The organism is Fictibacillus sp. FJAT-27399 (assembly GCF_001510655.1).
GTDB lineage: Bacteria > Bacillota > Bacilli > Bacillales > Fictibacillaceae > Fictibacillus_C > Fictibacillus_C marinisediminis.
In genome coordinates this window covers 902,558-920,604 of sequence record NZ_LMVC01000001.1, presented here as the reverse complement: position 1 = coordinate 920,604, position 18,047 = coordinate 902,558, and the positions used below count along the sequence as shown (strand labels likewise).

General features: G+C 41.1%; 18 protein-coding genes and 1 pseudogene. 15 read left to right on the top strand and 4 right to left on the bottom strand.

What is annotated here, in order from left to right; all coding sequences use genetic code 11:
• Positions 1-242: 242 nt before the first annotated feature.
• From AR335_RS04640 to AR335_RS23620, 12 genes are all read left to right on the top strand, one after another.
• Positions 243-2,078 (top strand): sigma-54 interaction domain-containing protein, encoded by a 1,836-nt coding sequence (locus tag AR335_RS04640; RefSeq protein WP_082683343.1) that lies wholly within the window; start codon positions 243-245, stop codon positions 2,076-2,078.
• A gap of 152 nt (positions 2,079-2,230) precedes the next feature.
• A complete protein-coding gene (locus AR335_RS04635) occupies positions 2,231-3,316 on the top strand; it encodes a tartrate dehydrogenase (RefSeq protein ID WP_062232358.1) in 1,086 nt (361 codons plus the stop codon).
• Positions 3,317-3,331: 15 nt separating this feature from the next.
• The gene (locus AR335_RS04630) at positions 3,332-4,780 is read left to right on the top strand and encodes an aldehyde dehydrogenase family protein (RefSeq protein ID WP_062232355.1); all 1,449 of its coding nucleotides are present in this window, start codon (positions 3,332-3,334) and stop codon (positions 4,778-4,780) included.
• Positions 4,777-5,550: an SDR family NAD(P)-dependent oxidoreductase gene (locus tag AR335_RS04625; RefSeq protein WP_062232353.1), complete on the top strand. Its 774-nt coding sequence runs from the start codon at positions 4,777-4,779 to the stop codon at positions 5,548-5,550. Before AR335_RS04630 ends, AR335_RS04625 begins: the two co-directional genes overlap by 4 nt.
• A gap of 46 nt (positions 5,551-5,596) precedes the next feature.
• Positions 5,597-6,922, top strand: a complete 1,326-nt coding sequence (locus AR335_RS04620) for an MFS transporter (RefSeq protein ID WP_062232351.1) — start codon at positions 5,597-5,599, stop codon at positions 6,920-6,922.
• A 30-nt stretch (positions 6,923-6,952) separates the two neighbouring features.
• Entirely contained in the window at positions 6,953-7,816 is an 864-nt protein-coding gene (locus tag AR335_RS04615; RefSeq protein WP_062232350.1) for an energy-coupling factor transporter ATPase, read from the top strand.
• Positions 7,813-8,679: an energy-coupling factor transporter ATPase gene (locus AR335_RS04610; protein WP_062232349.1), complete on the top strand. Its 867-nt coding sequence runs from the start codon at positions 7,813-7,815 to the stop codon at positions 8,677-8,679. The genes AR335_RS04615 and AR335_RS04610 overlap by 4 nt, the downstream gene beginning before the upstream one ends.
• Before the next feature lie 5 nt (positions 8,680-8,684).
• Entirely contained in the window at positions 8,685-9,530 is an 846-nt protein-coding gene (locus AR335_RS04605; RefSeq protein WP_234293188.1) for an energy-coupling factor transporter transmembrane component T family protein, read from the top strand.
• A gap of 46 nt (positions 9,531-9,576) precedes the next feature.
• Positions 9,577-10,134: an ECF transporter S component gene (locus tag AR335_RS04600; RefSeq protein ID WP_053358239.1), complete on the top strand. Its 558-nt coding sequence runs from the start codon at positions 9,577-9,579 to the stop codon at positions 10,132-10,134.
• Entirely contained in the window at positions 10,134-11,123 is a 990-nt protein-coding gene (locus AR335_RS04595; protein WP_062232346.1) for a P1 family peptidase, read from the top strand. Before AR335_RS04600 ends, AR335_RS04595 begins: the two co-directional genes overlap by 1 nt.
• Positions 11,120-12,334 carry a M20 family metallopeptidase gene (locus tag AR335_RS04590; RefSeq protein WP_062232345.1) on the top strand — a complete coding sequence of 405 codons (1,215 nt, stop codon included), beginning with the start codon at positions 11,120-11,122 and terminating at the stop codon, positions 12,332-12,334. Before AR335_RS04595 ends, AR335_RS04590 begins: the two co-directional genes overlap by 4 nt.
• A 46-nt stretch (positions 12,335-12,380) precedes the next feature.
• Positions 12,381-12,605, top strand: coding sequence for a hypothetical protein (locus AR335_RS23620; protein WP_156418845.1), 225 nt, complete (start codon positions 12,381-12,383; stop codon positions 12,603-12,605).
• Here the strand turns inward: AR335_RS23620 and AR335_RS04585 are convergent.
• Both AR335_RS04585 and AR335_RS04580 read right to left on the bottom strand, forming a co-directional pair.
• Positions 12,602-12,997: a DoxX family protein gene (locus tag AR335_RS04585; protein ID WP_234293187.1), complete on the bottom strand. Its 396-nt coding sequence runs from the start codon at positions 12,995-12,997 to the stop codon at positions 12,602-12,604. The genes AR335_RS23620 and AR335_RS04585 overlap by 4 nt on opposite strands.
• Before the next feature lie 214 nt (positions 12,998-13,211).
• Positions 13,212-13,574, bottom strand: a complete 363-nt coding sequence (locus AR335_RS04580) for an STAS domain-containing protein (protein WP_234293185.1) — start codon at positions 13,572-13,574, stop codon at positions 13,212-13,214.
• Between the two features lie 527 nt (positions 13,575-14,101).
• On the opposite strand from AR335_RS04580, the gene AR335_RS23615 reads away from it, so the two are divergent.
• Positions 14,102-14,251 carry a hypothetical protein gene (locus tag AR335_RS23615; protein WP_156418844.1) on the top strand — a complete coding sequence of 50 codons (150 nt, stop codon included), beginning with the start codon at positions 14,102-14,104 and terminating at the stop codon, positions 14,249-14,251.
• A 111-nt stretch (positions 14,252-14,362) separates the two neighbouring features.
• Positions 14,363-15,457: a PRK06851 family protein gene (locus AR335_RS04575; RefSeq protein WP_062232342.1), complete on the top strand. Its 1,095-nt coding sequence runs from the start codon at positions 14,363-14,365 to the stop codon at positions 15,455-15,457.
• Between the two features lie 195 nt (positions 15,458-15,652).
• Here AR335_RS04575 and AR335_RS04570 read toward each other — a convergent pair.
• Both AR335_RS04570 and AR335_RS04565 read right to left on the bottom strand, forming a co-directional pair.
• Positions 15,653-15,851: pseudogene (locus AR335_RS04570) on the bottom strand (DUF2690 domain-containing protein); the annotation flags it as partial.
• A complete protein-coding gene (locus tag AR335_RS04565) occupies positions 15,851-16,513 on the bottom strand; it encodes a GntR family transcriptional regulator (RefSeq protein WP_062232341.1) in 663 nt (220 codons plus the stop codon). The pseudogene AR335_RS04570 and the gene AR335_RS04565, both read right to left, overlap by 1 nt.
• 287 nt (positions 16,514-16,800) lie before the next feature.
• Between AR335_RS04565 and AR335_RS04560 the strand changes: the two genes are divergently transcribed.
• Positions 16,801-18,033, top strand: a complete 1,233-nt coding sequence (locus tag AR335_RS04560) for a CaiB/BaiF CoA transferase family protein (protein WP_062232572.1) — start codon at positions 16,801-16,803, stop codon at positions 18,031-18,033.
• Positions 18,034-18,047: the final 14 nt, after the last annotated feature.

The following is an 18,047-nucleotide window of genomic DNA, read 5'->3' as shown; positions in this document are numbered from 1 at the left end:
TTTTCATTTTTGAGAAATGTGGATAGGCTTTTTTGAAGTTGGATAATTTTTATTTGAAGAGTGCAGGTTATTCTCTTTTTTTATAGTGTTAGTCTTTTTTACGCTACTGAGTAAAACACTAGAAAACCTTACTATTAAATAGATAAGTTGAAAAATAACTATGTTACACTAGATTTGAAATTAATTAGCAAAAGGATATGCGCCCCTTTTTTATTCTAACTTATAAGAAAAGAGGTTGATCAATGATTGCATTATACAAAGTGGATAAGGGGCTAGAGGAATTCATTACTCACATATTAATAAAGAGTGGCATTCAAACATCCTCATTTCATTCAAGAAAAACAGTCATAGATCATATTATGAATCCATTTGTCCTTATTACCCCTTCCATCTATTTAAACGAGGTTGAATCATTTTCGATTCCCATTGTCCCCTTGTCCTTGCACTTAAGTGATTTTAAAAAAACGATAGACGAGTACGATCTTCTTGGAAAAAAACCACTCATTATCGTATCAAATGATGAAAAAAAATGGCTGGATAATGAGAATCAAATGATTTACAATAAAACATTTGAAATTTGCAGCAAAGACAACATCGATTTTGGAAATGCAAAGATAAACACATCTTTCCTAATTCCTTCTTGGGAAAGTCATCTGCCCATTGCCCAACAAACAAAAGAGAACCTATATTATGTTCAACCATCAATGGATACCGTATTTTCCTCTATAAGACAGGCGATAAACCTCTTGGGTGTCACCAGAGAGATGTCCAAAGAAAAATACCAGGTACAAGCCATCGTCGATTCTGCTCATGATGGATTAATAGCGGTAGACCGCCAAGGGAAAATAACTCTAACCAATGAAAATGCAAAAAAGTATTTAGGACTTGAAGGTGAAGTCGTTGGAAAGTACATAACGGAATTTATTCCGCACTCGGATATGCTTAGAGTGCTTCAGACTGGAAGGAAAGAAATAGGGGATGTTGCTAAGATCCTCGATCGGCAAATTATTATTAATCGTTTTCCAGTCATTCTTAACCATACTGTGGTAGGAGCGGTATCTAATTTTAAGGAAATCACTGACCTGCAAAGGCTGGAAATGAAACTAAGGAAAAAGTTGCATGAGCACGGATTAGAAGCAAAATACAGACTCGAAGATATTATTGGAGAGGAAAAAGAGATCCGAGAAGCCAAAGAACAGGCAAAGATCTTTTCGAAAACGGATGCGACGGTTTTAATTACAGGGGAGTCTGGAACAGGTAAGGAATTATTTGCTCAAGGGATCCATCTGGAAAGCAGCCGTGCTATTGGTCCTTTTGTTGCTGTTAATTGTGCAGCCTTTCCTGAAAGTCTCCTGGAGAGTGAATTGTTTGGCTATGAAGAAGGAAGTTTTTCAGGTGCAAGAAAAGGCGGTAAACAAGGACTCTTCGAATTAGCACATGGAGGGACCCTCTTTTTGGATGAAATTGGCGAAATGCCTTTGCAGATACAGGCGCACCTTTTGCGTGTTCTTCAGGAAAGGTCTGTACGCAGAATTGGTGGACAACGAACGATTCCTGTTAATGTTCGAATTATTGCAGCCACAAATTCAAATATTGAAGAAGGAATTACCAAGAAGGAATTTAGGACAGATTTATATTATAGATTAAATGTACTCTCTCTTGAATTGCCGCCTTTACGAAATAGACTGGGGGATATCCCTTTACTTACCGGACATTTTATTGAGCAATTCAACGAAATGCATCGCAGGCAAATAGTAAAAGTTGAAGAAGATTTTATTTCTGTTTTGCAGCATTACCACTGGCCGGGTAACATCCGTGAATTAAGAAATGTCTTGGAGCGAATTGTTTTACTGCAAAAAGGAACAGAAATTTTGGCTGAAGATGCTTCCTTTTTTTACCCTAAGCTTAGGAAGAACAACACAAGAACAATAGAGAGCAGTGCAATCACAATAAAAGAGAGTGAAAAAGAGTTAATTCAAGGAGCACTTCAAAAATATGAGAGCAAAGCAGAGGCAGCAAATGCTCTTGGGATTGACCGGTCAACTCTTTGGAGGAAAATGAAAGAATACCGATTATAATGTTTTATTTTGAAACGTTTGTTGTAAAACGCAACAAAAATTCTCTTCGGTACTATTTTTTTACGTGATAAGTTCAGAAAATTTAAAATTAACAGAATTGGCACGAAACTTGCAAAGTAATTATCATTAACAGAACAAAATGAGGTGATAACTTGAAGCATTTTTCGATTGCCGCCATACCTGGAGATGGAATTGGGCCTGAAGTGATGGCAGAAGGGTTAAAAACATTAAAAAGGATTGAGGAACTTCACGGAGGGATTCATTTTTCTATCGACTCCTTTGATTGGAATTGTGATTACTATTTAAAACATGGAAAGATGATGCCTGAAAATGGTTTGGAAATTTTGCGGGATTACGATGTCATACTGCTTGGAGCGATAGGAGCCCCATCTGTACCTGACCACATATCCGTTTGGGAGCTGATCTTGCCTATTCGGAGGACTTTTCAGCAATATATCAATTTACGTCCAATTAAACTTCTAAGAGGATTGGACAGCCCTCTTCGTTATAAAGCGCATGATGATTTGGATTTTGTAGTAGTCCGTGAAAATACGGAGGGAGAATACTCCAACATGGGAGGGCGGATACACGAGAATACTCCCTTTGAACTTGCTGTACAAAACAATGTGTTTACGAGATATGGAACCGAACGAGTGATCAAATATGCCTACTCCTTGGCTGAAAAAAGAACCAAAAAACGGCTGACCGCAGCTACTAAATCGAACGGTATTAATCACTCAATGCCTTTCTGGGATGAAATCGTAAAGGAAGTCAGCCGGAATCATCCATCTATACGAACTGATATTTATCATATTGATGCACTGGCGGCCTATTTTATTACACGGCCTGAAGAACTTGATGTTGTTGTAGGAAGTAACCTTTTTGGTGATATCTTAACTGATCTTGGGGCAGCTATTGTAGGTGGCCTTGGACTAGCCCCTTCAGGAAATATTAACCCTGAAAAAACGTACCCTTCAATGTTTGAACCGATTCATGGTTCTGCGCCCGACATCGCCGGAAAGGGAATAGCCAATCCCATTGCTCAGATCTGGAGTATCAGCTTAATGATGGAGCATCTTGGTTTTTCTGAAGTTGCGGACTTAATTGTAGACTCGATCGAAGAGGTACTCCTTGAAGGAAAGGTATCAACACCAGATCTTGGCGGGAAAAACACGACGAGTGAATTTGGAAGTGCCATTCATGAACAAATGACGTTTAAGAGTATGAATTTTAATTAGGGAGATGGATGAAGGATGACCGAGACACAAACTTCATTATTGAATGATAAAAAACTCTATTTGTACATTGATGGAAAACACGTTCAAACCGAACAAACTATTCCTGTTTATCATAAGTACACAGGGGAGGTGATTGCAAACATCGCTAAAGCAAGTAAGCTTCATGTGGATCAGGCAGTGTCTGCGGCTAAAAAAAACTTTAAGACCGACAAATTAACAGCCTTCCAGCGATCTACAATTCTTTCAAAAGCAGCTGATTTAATGGAGGAGAGACGCAGGGATTTTGAACTCTCATTAGTAAAAGAAGTGGGTAAGACCCAAAAAGATGCGGCGGGAGAACTTGACCGAACGATTAACACGATCCGTTTGTCCTCGGAAGAAGCCAAAAGAATCGCCGGAGAAATGATTCCGCTGCAGGCGACGGAAGGGGCAGATAACCGGTTAGGCTTTACAATACGTGTTCCAAAAGGGGTTATTGGAGTCATTACTCCATTCAATTACCCTTTGCTGTTAGGGGTTCATAAAATTGCTCCCGCTCTTGCTGCTGGAAATACCATTGTAATTAAGCCTGCTACCACTACCCCGCTGGCGACTTTTCAGCTAGTGGATCTTTTGGAGGAGGCAGGTCTTCCGAAAGGCTATGTAAACATCGTCACCGGTGCAGGCAGTGAGGTTGGTGAATGGCTCTTGGAAGATGAGCGCATTGCGATGTATACATTTACTGGTTCAGGTGAAGTCGGAAGGCATATTAAAGAACGAAGCGGTTTAAGGCCAGTAGCTCTTGAGCTGGGCAACAATTCCCCGAACATTGTTCATAGTGATGCAGATTTAGAGTTAGCTGCGAAACTTACGGCGAGCCGCAGTTTTCATAATGCCGGACAAGCATGCATAGCTGTTCAGCGCCTATATGTTCATCAATCTCTCCTGAATGATTTTACAGAGCGTTATTTACATTATGTACAACTATTGAAAGTGGGGGATCCAGAAATAGCAGAAACAGACGTAGGTCCGATGATCAGTGAAAAAGAAGCCATTCGTTCAGAGAAATGGGTGAATGAAGCCATTGAACAAGGAGCAAAATCCTTGTTGCCTGTAAAAAGGGAAGGTGCCTTATTATTTCCAACAGTACTCGTCAACACGAAACCTGAGATGAAAGTGGTATGTAAGGAAGTGTTCGCTCCCATTGTTAGTATCATTCCTTATCAGGATATTGAAGAAGCATTCCAATGCGCCAATCAATCAGAGTATGGGTTGCAGGCTGGCATTTTCACCCGTGATTTACAGCTGGCGATGAGAGCGGCTAAAGTTTTGCAATACGGCGGGGTAATCATAAATGATGTATCAACTTATCGTAATGATGTAATGCCATATGGCGGTGTGAAAAACAGCGGGATTGGAAAAGAAGGACCGCATTACGCCATTCAGGAAATGACAGATGAACGTATGGTGGTGATGAATCTATGACTGCAGGATTGCTAGAAGGAAAAACAGCTATAATTACAGGGGCTGGCTCGGGTATGGGGAAGGCTGCAGCTAAGGTGTTTGCAGCCCAAGGAGCAAAGGTCGTGTTAGCAGACTTAAACAGAGACGCTGCTAACCTTACAGCCGAAGAAATAGGACAAGCAGGAGAAGTAATGGTCGTTCAGACAGATGTGGGAGATGATGAAAGTGTCCAATACCTGATCAAGGAAGCCGTCGATAAATACAAAAATTTAGACGTCCTGCTAAATTGCGCGGGAGTTCCACAGTTTTTCACTCCCATTGAAGAAATGAGCATAGGTGAATGGGATAAGATTATGAACGTCAATGCGAAATCGATTTTTTTGACCACACGGCATCTTGTTCCTCATATGAAAAAAATGAGAAAAGGATCGATAATTAATATCGCTTCCATTGCAGGAATACGGGCCAGACCTGGATTAAACGCTTATTGTGCATCGAAAGGGGCGGCGATCATGTTAACCAAGGCACTGGCACTTGAATTAGCCCCTTATAAAATCCGGGTTAACGCCATTAATCCAGGACCAGCTGAAACTCCTATGCTGGGAAAATTCTTACCTGGTGATGAGGAAAAGGTTGAGGAAGACAAAAAGAAAATTTTTCTCGACAGCGTCCCTCTGGGCACTTTGATTCAACCGGAGGATATTGCGGAGGCAGCTTTATATCTAGCTTCTGATCTAGCAAAAGCCGTCACTGGTGAAATTATGAATGTCGATGGAGGCCGGGGAATCTAGTCTGAATTTAAGTATTAAGAAATCAGAATGAGAAGGGGAGGTTTTTATGAATCAACTTAATGTATCAATTGAAGAGCGTACAACAAAAAAAGTATTTTGGAGAATCATTCCGTTTATCTTTTTGTTATACATTGTTGCCTTTCTTGACCGAGTAAACCTTGGATATGCCGCATTAGATATGAACAAAGATTTAGCACTGGCAAGCTCTACGTTTGGTTTAATCTCTGGTATTTTCTTCTTTGGATACTTTCTGTTTGAAATTCCCAGCAATATACTCTTGCACAAAGTAGGAGCAAGAAAGTGGATCGCACGGATCATGATCAGCTGGGGATTAGTTGTTATTATGACAGCTTGGGCTCAGAGTGCTGCACACCTCTATGTTTTGCGTTTTCTTTTAGGAGTAGCGGAAGCGGGATTTTTTCCAGGAGTTATTTTATATATTACCTACTGGTTCCGGGCAAAAGAGCAGGCCAGAGCCTTCGCCTTATTTATGACAGCTCTTGCAGCTTCAAATATCATTGGAGCTCCATTATCTACTTGGATCATGGATTCTATTAATTGGGCAGGGATGCCTGGATGGCGCTGGATGTTCGTTTTAGAAGGAATACCTGCAATCATCATTGGAATTGTTACGTTTTTTTACTTAACGGATCGTCCACAAGACGCAAATTGGCTGGAAAAAGAAGAAAAAGAGTGGCTCATCCAGGAAATTCAACATGAAAACGGACAGAAAGGGAGCCTGAAACACCATTCAACTCGTCAAGTGCTAACCAACCCTCTGGTTTGGAAACTATCACTCATCTACTTAACGCTGGTTATCGGTCTATACGGCATTGGATTTTGGATGCCGACCATCATAAAATCATTCTCTTCGTTGCTCACTAACACCCAAGTCGGCCTTATTTCAATGGTGCCTTACATTGCTGGAGGAATTTGTATGATTTGGTGGGCCCGACGGTCAGATCGAACAGGTGAGCGAAGATTATTTACGGCTCTACCTCCTTTATTGGGGGCTCTAGGCTTAATTGGGGCAGGGATGACGTCTAATCCTTATCTTTCTATTTTAATGATGTCCATTGCAACCGTTGGAATCTACAGCTTTTTTGGTCCCTTCTGGTCACTCCCTGCTTTATTTTTGACAGAAGCCTCAGCAGCAGTAGGAATAGCACTGATTAACTCGATTGGTAACTTAGGAGGATTTGTCGGACCTTACATGATCGGTTATTTAAAAGATGCTTCTGGAAAGATGGAGGCAGGGCTATTTTTTCTAGGCTTTAGTTTAATAATGACGAGTTTGCTAGTTTTCAGTTTAAAAAAGCAAAACTCAGTTATGAAGGCTGATGAACCCCTGGTAAAAACGAAAACGTTATAGTTACCAGAGCATAGGGGAAAGGGGATTTTAATGACAAAACCTCTTATTCAAGTTAGCGACCTTAGTTTTGAATATAGTGTGAATAACAATACTTCCATACCGGTATTGAATGGAGTTACTTTTGATATTTTTCCAGGAGAATATGTTGCGATTGTTGGACATAACGGCTCCGGCAAGTCCACCCTATCAAAACACCTGAATGGAATTCTTAAGCCAAGTAATGGCGATGTGTTGGTAAGCGGTTACAATACAAAAGAAACGAATGTAATCCGGGAGATTCGCCAAAAGGTAGGTATGGTATTTCAGCATCCCGATAACCAGATTGTTGCGACAATCGTTGAAGACGATGTCGCCTTTGGTTTAGAGAATATTGAAGTACCCGCATCCGAGATGAAAGAAAGAATTGAATATGCATTGGAAGCAGTAGGGATGAGCGAGTTTCGAAAAAGACCGCCACATCACCTATCAGGCGGACAAAAACAGCGGGTCGCCATTGCGGGAATCATTGCAATGAAGCCAGATTGTTTAGTACTTGATGAAGCTACCAGTATGCTGGATACCCATGGAAGAAGAGATATTTTGGAAGTTGTCCGCAAACTGAATAACGACGGAATGACCATAATATCCGTTACCCACCATATGTCGGAAGTAGCAGAGGCCAGCCGGGTGATCGTTATTGAACAAGGCCAGATTGTAATGGACGGCCCGCCCAGAGAAATCTTTCAGCAGTATGAACTGTTGCATCAATTGAAGCTTGATGTTCCTGTTGCCAGTCAATTAGCAAGATTGATTCATGAATACGACGAAGAATTTCAGGCAGACTTAATCCAGAATAACGAGATTGTCCAAGAAGTTGTACGTCTATCAGCCAAAAGAGGGGTGATTGTAGGATGAGTGATCTTCCCATTTTAGAAGTGAAAGATTTATATCATACGTACATGGAAAAGACCCCTCTTGAATACCAGGCGCTTTCAGGGATTAATTTACAAGTGAAAAAAGGGGAATGCATCGCGATTATTGGTCATACGGGATCCGGCAAATCCACGTTAATTCAGCATTTCAACGGTTTGATGCGTCCTCAGCGCGGAGAAGTATTGGTGGATAGCCAAAATTTATCTGATTCAAAACTTGATGTAAAAGCTTTGAGAAGAAAAGTAGGCCTCGTGTTTCAAAACCCTGAAGACCAGATTTTCGAAAAGCTGATCGGTGATGATATCGCGTATGGCCCTTTAAAAATGGGACTCCCATTAAAAGAAGTGAGGGATCGTGTCAAGTGGGCAATGGAATTGGTCGGACTTTCTTTTGAGGGACTGAAAGACCGGGTGACCTATGCCCTGAGCGGTGGACAAAAAAGAAAAGTTGCTTTGGCCGGTGTTCTGGCATTACAACCCAAAATTTTGGTATTAGATGAACCTACAGCAGGTCTTGACCCCCATTCGAGACAAGAACTTTTGCACAAAATAGGTCAGTTGAACGAGAAAGAGAACATGACAGTCATTTTTGTTTCTCACAACATGGAGGAAGTGGCCTATTTAGCTCAAAGGATTTATGTGTTGGCAGAAGGGAAGAATCTGGTTGAAGGATCACCCCGAGACATTTTCGGTAATTCGGAAACCCTAGCTAAACACCATATTGGAGCACCTCAAACTGTAGAGATTCTCGCACGTTTAAAAGAACGGGGTTATCCAGTCAATCTTAAAGCATATGAAATGGAGTCTGCCGCACAGGAAATCGTTTCTATCCTTCATAGGAGGTGATAATGTTGGCTGGTTTTGAATTTGAATTAACACGCAATATAACGATTGGCCAGTACTTGCCTACTGGTTCACTTGTTCATCGTATGGATCCCCGCGTAAAGCTTTTAGCCTTCACGATTCTAGTCATTGCAATGGCTGTATGTGACACCTACGGAGGTAATATTATTGCTCTTGCTTTTGCCTGTTGGTTATTTTACATGTCACGTATTCCCATTAACTATGGTTTATCAGGAGTCAAGCCTGCAATCCCATTCATTTTGATATTAGCCGTGCTGCAATTGTTGTTCTATACCAAAGTTGCTTCTGGTGGAACGGTTTTAGTGGATTATGGATTTATCCTGATAACAAGTAACAGCATAAGGCTAGTCGTCGTTTCTGCCTTTCGTTTTATCGAGATCATCTTTTTAAGCAGTGTACTAACCTTAAGTACTTCTACAACACAAATTACACATGGGATTGAGAGTTTATTAAGACCATTAAAGCATGTAAAGTTTCCGGTTCATGAATTTGCGCTGATTATTACGATAGCAATCCGTTTTGTTCCAACGTTTGCTATGGAAATGGAAAAAATGATGAAGGCCCAAGCATCCAGAGGAGCGGAGTTTGGAACGGGTGCCTGGTGGAGAATTATCCAAAGAACAAAGGATGTATTCCCTATTATTATTCCATTATTCAATGTTGCTATGTCCCGGGCAGAGGACTTAGTGCTCGCAATGGAAGCAAGGTGCTATACACCAGGAAGTGAACGGTCAATTTACACAAAGTATAAGGCTCAAACCAAAGATTATATAGCTATTCTTTTTTGTATTTTATTCGCTGCATTCTTACTAGCATTCCCTTTTCCCTACTAGAATCACTACCAAACTATCATTTTTAAAAAATAAGGAGGGTAATCGAATGGAAAGAGGATTAACCACAAGAAAGATTGTCATTGCAGGTGTCTTAGGAGCGGTAGCTATTTTGCTTGGTGTCACTCGGTTAGGTTTTATTCCTGTTCCAACAGCAGCAGGAAATGCAACCATCATGCATGTTCCTGCAATCATTGGAGGAGTTATGCAAGGGCCATTTGTTGGACTGGTTATTGGATTAATCTTCGGTGTTTCATCTTTTTTGGATGCAACGATACCACTATTCAAGGATCCACTAGTGGCCATCCTTCCTCGATTGTTTATTGGTGTCACTGCTTACTTCTCTTATATTTCACTTCGGAGAGTCAACGAATATGCAGCTATTGGAGTGGCTGGCTTTATCGGAGCTTTTACCAATACGCTCCTCGTTTTAATCATGGCGGTGGTTAGAGGCTATATTGCACCGGGTGTTGCGGTTACAATTGCGGTTACTAATGGCATACCGGAAGCTATAGTCTCCGTTATCATTACCCTGGCAGTAGTTGTAGCTTGGAAAAAACTGGATCATAGCGGGAACAGAAAATCCAAGATTTCTGGAGATATGTAGTGGAATGTTTTCAAAATATTACGGATGTCCCTGGCATTAAAATCGGCAATGAAGAAGACCGTATAGGTTATACAGGATGTACTGTTTTAATAATGCAAAAAGGCGCCGTTTGTGGTGTGGATGTTCGGGGGGCTGCTCCAGGGACTCGGGAAACGGATCTGCTTAACCCCCTGAATCTCGTTGAGCAAGTGCACGGTATTTGCCTGGCAGGAGGAAGTGCCTATGGTCTGGATGCAGCAAGCGGGGTCATGAAGTTTTTAGAGGATAAAAGGATTGGTTTGGATGTTGGAGTAGGAGTTGTTCCGATTGTTCCCTCAGCTGTCCTTTTTGATTTGCCTGTTGGTGACCCTTCGGCAAGGCCAGATCGGGAAATGGGTTATCAGGCAGCATCCAACGCGGAAAGGGGACATTTTCCACTTGGTAATTCAGGAGCAGGATACGGGGCCACGGTTGGTAAAGTAGCTGGCCATCATCGAGCAATGAAGGGAGGTCTCGGTTCGGCGTCTTTAATTTTGCCCAGTGGTTTAATTGTGGGTGCTATTGTTGCCGTTAATGCCATAGGGGAGATTCGAAATCCTGAAACTGGAGAAGTCATTGCGGGTGCAAGAGATGACCAAGGGAATATAAGAAGCAGCTTAGAATGGATGATTGAGCAACCTGAAATTCCATTGACTGCTGGCACGAATACAACGATCGGAGTTGTCGCGTGCAATGCTAAGTTAACGAAGTCACAAGCTTCGAAAGTAGCCTCCATGGCTCATGACGGATTAGCGAGAACGATTTATCCTGTGCATACGATGTATGATGGGGACACCATATTTTCTTTGGCTACTGGAGATATGAGTGCTTCTGTTGATCTGATTGGAACCATTGCTGCAGACGTTTTAGCACAGGCAGTCATCCAGGCCATTATGAAGGCTGAAGGGATCAAGAACTTTCCATCAAGTAAAGATGTCAAAAAATCACTTTGGAAAGGAAGGGAGCAATGACAACTGCTATAGAATCTATTCTCCAATATGTTGATGAAAAAGAAGTAGTCGAACTGACAAGAAGCCTTATCCGTATTAAAAGTGTTTATCGCCCAAATCTTGAAGACGGAAACGAAGAAAAGGTAGCCCGTTTCATCGTTGATTATCTTAAGGACATAGGATTAGAAGTTTACTATGAAGAAGTAGTGCCTGGACGCCCGAATGTTATAGCAATCTATGACTCTGGTATTCCCGGAAAAACCCTTCTGTTTGAGGGGCATACAGATGTGGTAACTGAAGGAGACCTGGACTCCTGGACGTATGACCCCTTTGGGGGAGAAATCAGTAACGGTAAAATTTATGGAAGAGGTTCTTGTGATACAAAAGGGAATTTAGCGGCTGCAATTTCTGCTGTTCATTCTATGAAAAAATCAGGCGCAGCATTCAAAGGTAAAATTATACTTTGTATCCCATGTGACGAAGAAGGCATGATGATTGGTATTAAACATTTTATAAAGAATGGCTGGGCGAATGATGTGCATGGTGCCATTATTTGTGAACCAGAGGAGAATCAGCTATGCATTACCCAAAAAGGTGCGATGAGGATCGTTTTGAACACATATGGAAAAATGGCTCATGGCGCTATGCCGCTCACAGGAATAAATCCTGTTACAAGAATGGCTAAATTAATCGTAGAATTGGATAAACTGGAACAAACAGAAAAAGAAAGACTGGGAGAACATCCTTATCTCGGATGGCCAAGTATCACGCCTACAATTCTCCAAGCACCAGTAAAGGGGGAGCCGCAAATCAATGTAGTTCCTGCACAGTGTATGGCCACTCTTGATATTCGGACGGTACCGGGACAGGAGCACGAACAATTAAGAAGCAAAATTGAAGATATTATTGAGCGGCTTAGTGAAGATGATGATGATTTTAAAGCAACACTCGAACTGATTGAAGACCGTCCTTGGACTGAGACGCCAAAAGATCATGAATTTGTACAAGCGATGGCACAGGCATATACCCAAGTTACGGGCAAGGATCCTGTTTATAACGGTGTACCAGGTGCAACAGATGGTACTTTTCTTCATCTTGCAGGGGTGCCAATCGTTACAACAGGAGCAGGTGATCGGTATATCCCGCACCATGCCGATGAATATGTTGATATTAAAGAACTTGTTGAAACTGTGAAACTTTACACTCTTTCCGCACATAATTTTTTGAAATAGCTCCTAACAAATCATTAAAGGGGCTGTCCAAGAAGTCTGGTAGCTGTTGATCTCCGCTCCAGTCTGCTCGCTTTCCGCGGGGCGTGCGGTGAGCCTCTTGGCGCAAGCGCCTGCGGGAGTCTCACCTGTCACGCTAGTCCCGCAGGAGTCTCGCACCTTGCACTCCTATCAACTTTTCATTGAAGATTTTTCACGTCAAAGGAGCTGCCTGAAGGTCAATTTTCGACTTTCAGGACAGCCCCTTTTGAGGTTTGATGAAATCGGGGTTTAAGTGTGGGTAGAATCTTTCAATGTTACTGCAGCTAACTTCTTATGATGGAAAACGTACGAACCTGCAATCAAGATAAATCCAACAAAAAAGATTACCCAAGAACTGAAGGGATCTCCAACAGCGATCGTAGAATACATCGCACCGGCCAGATCGAAGAAAAAACCGGCATAGGCCCACTCTTTTAATCTTGGAACGCCTGGCACCAGAATGGCGATAACACCTAACAATTTGGCAATTCCGAGAAAAGGCAAAAGATAGTCAGGATAGCCCAAATGATTAAATAAATCCACAGCAGCAGAAACAGAGAGAATATCAGGAATGGAACCTGCGAGCATTAAGGCTGCTAACAATGCTGTGAAGACCCAATACCAGACACGAATTCGCTTCATCATCTCATTCCCCTCAAAATAATTTTGCATTGAATTTTTGTTTCACCATCATCCATATACAAAGGGAATGAGGAGTAGAATGAGACTTTCTATTCAATTTAATATAAGAACATTGAGTCTAGTAATGGTTTAAAAGTAAATGACGAAAATACAAAGATGAGGTAAAGGATATCCTGCATTTTGACTTTTAAGAATACTTCTTTTTTACAAGCCGAACTTAGGCAAACGTTTCTATGGTCTTCTTGTTCTTGCTGGATTCAACCATTTCTATAAGCCCTGTTACCTCAAATAATCGGCGGACGCGATTCGACATACCTCTTAGCATTAACGTACAGTTGTTCCTTTTCGTTGATCTAAGCACGCCAGCGAAAACTCCTAACCCAACACTATCTATGAAATCAATCTTTTCAACATCAATAATTATGTCTTGTTTAGTTTTTTCTGATAATGGGACAAGTATTTTTTTCAACTTGGGTGCCGTGTAGCTCTGAACTTCTCCTACTAATTCCAAATAATGAGTGCCGTTCAATTTTTCATGTGTAATTTTAAGATCCATAACATTCCCCATTGACATACTCATAAGGCAAAACTCCAGGAGAAAGACTTTACCGTAATTGCAGGGCCACCTGTTTTTGCTATGGCTCGTTGATGATCCGATAACTCAGTAAGAATTTGTTCGTTTGTTAATGTCATCGTTTCCTCCTTCAATGTTGTCTAATATCTTCATTAAACGTTTAATCGGTTACTGTCTGAGTCGCGAATATCGTCCAATCTACTACGTATTTTTGAGTGATGCAATGAAACACATGGTTAAGTTGCCGTTTGCGTAAATTACAATAGGCATTCATTACCGTTCTTTCAGTTAATAGTTTAATACGTAAATATAAAAGATTAGTGTGTAGATTATAAAGAATTATTAAATAAACACATTAAACCTGTATTTGGATCGCTTAGTTTTGTTTTTGGCAAACGCTCATTTCCCTGAGATCATCGAGGGCAACCATTAGCTTGTGAAAGAAATGGAAGAGGTTCGAAAGTTAGGTAATGGTCTAGAAAAGGCTTTTTATCTTTGGCTGTTTTCGTAACCTTTGTTGCTCTTAGGAGTGGTTGATTTCCGTTTCAGGATGCTCGCTTTCCGCGGGGCGTGCGGTGAGCCTCCTCGGCGCACGCGCCTGTGGGTCTCACCTGTCCCGCTTTTCCCGCAGGAGTCTCGCACCTTACACTCCAATCAACTTGTCAATGATGGCTGTTTACTAAAATGACCCAAAAGCAACAATCTTTTAGAAAAGAGCTTTATCTTTTTAAAGGTAGGCATTCACCCTTATATATGGTGAACATATGTTAGCAGAAAAGGGAAAGGATGATTGTATGGGTGGAAAAGTGCTTCATTATTATGCAGGTGGAAATACAGCTAAAGGATATATTAGTCTTTATGACTCTGCATTAAGGGGATTGAATCGTGTGTTTTTACTTCAAGGGGGGTTACGATCAGATAAATCTGCCTTCATAAATACAATAGGTGAAACATTAAGAGCAGAAGGACATACAATTGAATATTTGCATTGTGCATCTAATAATGATTGGACAGAAGGTTTAATCGTTCCTGATGCCGGTGTTGGAATTATTGACGATGCAGTACCTGAGATTCTCAAACAGGCAGCAAGCGAAAATTTGCAAATAACCATTCTTGAAAATGAAAGGACTACTAAACATCTTTCTGAACATAATGAGGAAATTCATCAGCTTAATATGGACATTTCCGCAAAATTCCAAAAAGCATATACAACATTTGCAGAATCACTTAAAGCACATGATGACATTGAAGATATCTATATCGCTAACATGAGTTTTGCTAAAGCCAATGAATTGACAAATGAGCTTATTGACCTTTTCTATGGAGAGGAGACTGCTGGAAAAACTTCAAATGTAAAACATCGTTTCCTAGGTGCTGCAACTCCAAATGGCGCAGTTGACTATATTCAAAGTCTAACAGAAGATATTTGCAAACGTTATTTTATTAAAGGCAGAGCGGGATCAGGGAAATCAACAATGCTGAAGAAGATAGCAGCTGCTGGAGAAGAAAAAGGATACGACGTTGAGATTTACCACTGCGGATTTGATCCAAACAGTTTAGACATGGTCATCCTTCGCGAAAAAGGCATCGCAATATTTGATAGTACAGCACCTCATGAATATGACCCTGAACGAGAAACAGATGAAATCATTGATATGTACGAAACTTGTATTACATCTGGTACGGATGAAAAGTTCGCTGCAGAAATCGAAAGAACAACCAAACCTTATAAAGAGAAAATGAGGGAAGCAATCTCTTATTTGGCGGAAGCAAGGAACATGATGGTTCAGATTGAAGATCTTAAATGTATAAGAAACTCTTCTATATCTGTTAGTCTTTATGACTTAGTGGAAGAGGAAATAAAACTGAGCCTGAAACAAAATAAGTAAAACAACTCAAGTAGAGCTAACGAACATTTAGCTCTATTTTTCATACTGTTAGTTTATAGAAACAATTCTCAAACGATTAAATTGTAGAAACGGGGAAACCACATAGAGTATGATTGGACTGTTTCAGGCACTTTCTTAAATTATCTATATAAAAGAAGCGTCATAAGTCCAAAACTGGACTCATGACGCTTTTCCTTAATACCAGAACGTTTTGCCCCCTTATAAGCATCACTGTTCGGTATGGCATGTTTGCCCTGTGCCTGCGATTTTCTTGGGGCATAATCATATACCATTCCTGTATAGCAGGAAGTTTGTCCTTTATTCACTGGCCGTTTCCTCCTGAACCGTCACACGTTAGGGCTTTGCCGTCCGTATTGCGCACAATTCTCGCATCTATATAGGATCAGAATTTAAAGCGTTTTGAATGGTTTCGAAGCTTTTTTCAATATGTGTGATCATTTCCTGTTCGGCTTTACTAGCTTTTCGCTCTTTAATAGCCAAATAAATCCGTTCATGATCATCTACAAAATCCGAGAAATTTTTAAAATGATTTTTTAAGACATTGTTCCTAATATAAAGCGTTTTTGTTTTGATCACCTCGCATAATTGGATGAGCTGTTTATTATGGGAGGCCAAGTCAATGATATCGTGAAACTCCTGATTTAGGTTGGTAAGTGTTTGGGTATCATTTCTTTTTACCGCCTTTTTTGATTCCTCAAGAACGAAGCCAAGCCGATTCAATTGCTCGTCCTGAATATGAGTAGTTGCCAATTTGACGGCAAGAGACTCCAGACTTTTCCTGCATTCATACACATCCACTATATCTTGAACACTAGGGTTGTAAACAAATATGACATTATTATCCCGTGTGAGCAAACCATCCTTTAACAGCATCTGAAAGGCTTCACGGACGGTTCCTCTGCTTACGCCAAGCTGTAAGGCGACCTTCGTTTCAACTAATCGTTCTCCAGGTTGAAATTCACTCTCCATGATCATTGCTTTTAATATCGTATAAACCTGACTATGCAAAAGTTCTGTTTTTTGAATTTCCCTCAATTCAAGCCCTCCTAAGCAACATGGGTTCAAGGCATTCTTTCTGTCTACTTATTAGTTTACATTAACTCGAGGGGTTGTTAAAGAATAACAGAAGCCATTCTTTAAAAAAATGTCAACGGTTAACCGTTGACAAAGAAACCGCTGATAACTATTATTATAATTATCAGAATTTTTATATAATACAAGATCAAATCCTTTAAGAAGTGACAGAAAAAGTGTTCGCTGCAATGGATGTAAAGCGCTTACATCCATTGCAGGTTAAACTACTAGAATGGAGTGGAAGTATGATGGATCATCAAAAGAGAGGGCCTTTAAAAGGACTGAAGGTTTTGGAAATAGGGAGTTTAATAGCTGGACCATTCGCAGGAAGATTATTGGCGGATTTCGGTGCTGAGGTTATTAAAGTTGAACCGCCAGGAAAAGGAGACCCCATTCGGAAATGGAGAATGCTGCATGAGGGGACTTCTTTATGGTGGTATGTGCAGTCCAGGAATAAGAAGAGCATCTCTTTAGATCTTCGCAAGGAAGAAGCGCAGGAAATTATTCGAGAGCTTGCTAAAGAGATAGATATTATTATTGAAAACTTTAAACCTGGCACGCTGGAAAAGTGGGGCATTGGTTATGACGACTTAAAGAAATATAATCCCTCGATCATTATGGTTCGTGTTTCAGGATATGGCCAGGACGGTCCTTATCGGAATAAACCGGGCTTTGGCAGTATTGGGGAGGCAATGGGAGGGATTCGGTATTTAACGGGCTATCCCGATCGGCCGCCGACCAGAGTAGGGATTAGTTTGGGAGATTCTGTAACTGCTCTCTATGCCGTGATGGGGGCATTGATGGCTGCCTATCATAGAGATCATACGGGAGAAGGGCAATGTGTGGATGTCGCTCTTTACGAGGCCATCTACAGCTTAATGGAAAGTGCCGTTCCAGAGTATGACCAATACGGGGTGATCCGTGAACGGACGGGCAGTACATTACCCGGAATTGCACCGTCCAATACGTACCTTTGCAGAGACGGAAAATATGTGGTTATCGGAGCAAATGGGGATGGAATCTTTAAAAGGCTGATGGATGCCATCAATCGAGAGGATTTGGGTGATGATCCTGATTATGCTTCCAATCATGGACGTGTACAGAAGTCCGAGTATTTGGATAAAGTCATAGGCGGCTGGACAATCCAGCATAACTTAAAGGATGCGCTGAAAATACTGGATGAGTACAACATTCCTGCCGGCTCCATTTATAGCGTGGAAGATATGATGGAAGACCCTCACTTTATTGCTCGTAAAATGATTTGCGAATTGGATGTAGATGGGTTAGGAAAACTTAAGGTCCCTGGCATTGTTCCAAAAATGAGCAAGACACCTGGAAACATTAACTGGCCTGGACCTAAGCTGGGAGAACATACGGAAGAGGTATTAAAAGGGAAGCTCGGGATTACAGACTCGCAATATGAAGAATGGCAAGAGGAAGGGATTCTCACCAATAATGAAACAGGCGCTCTAAAACGATAAGGGGGAGAGGGACT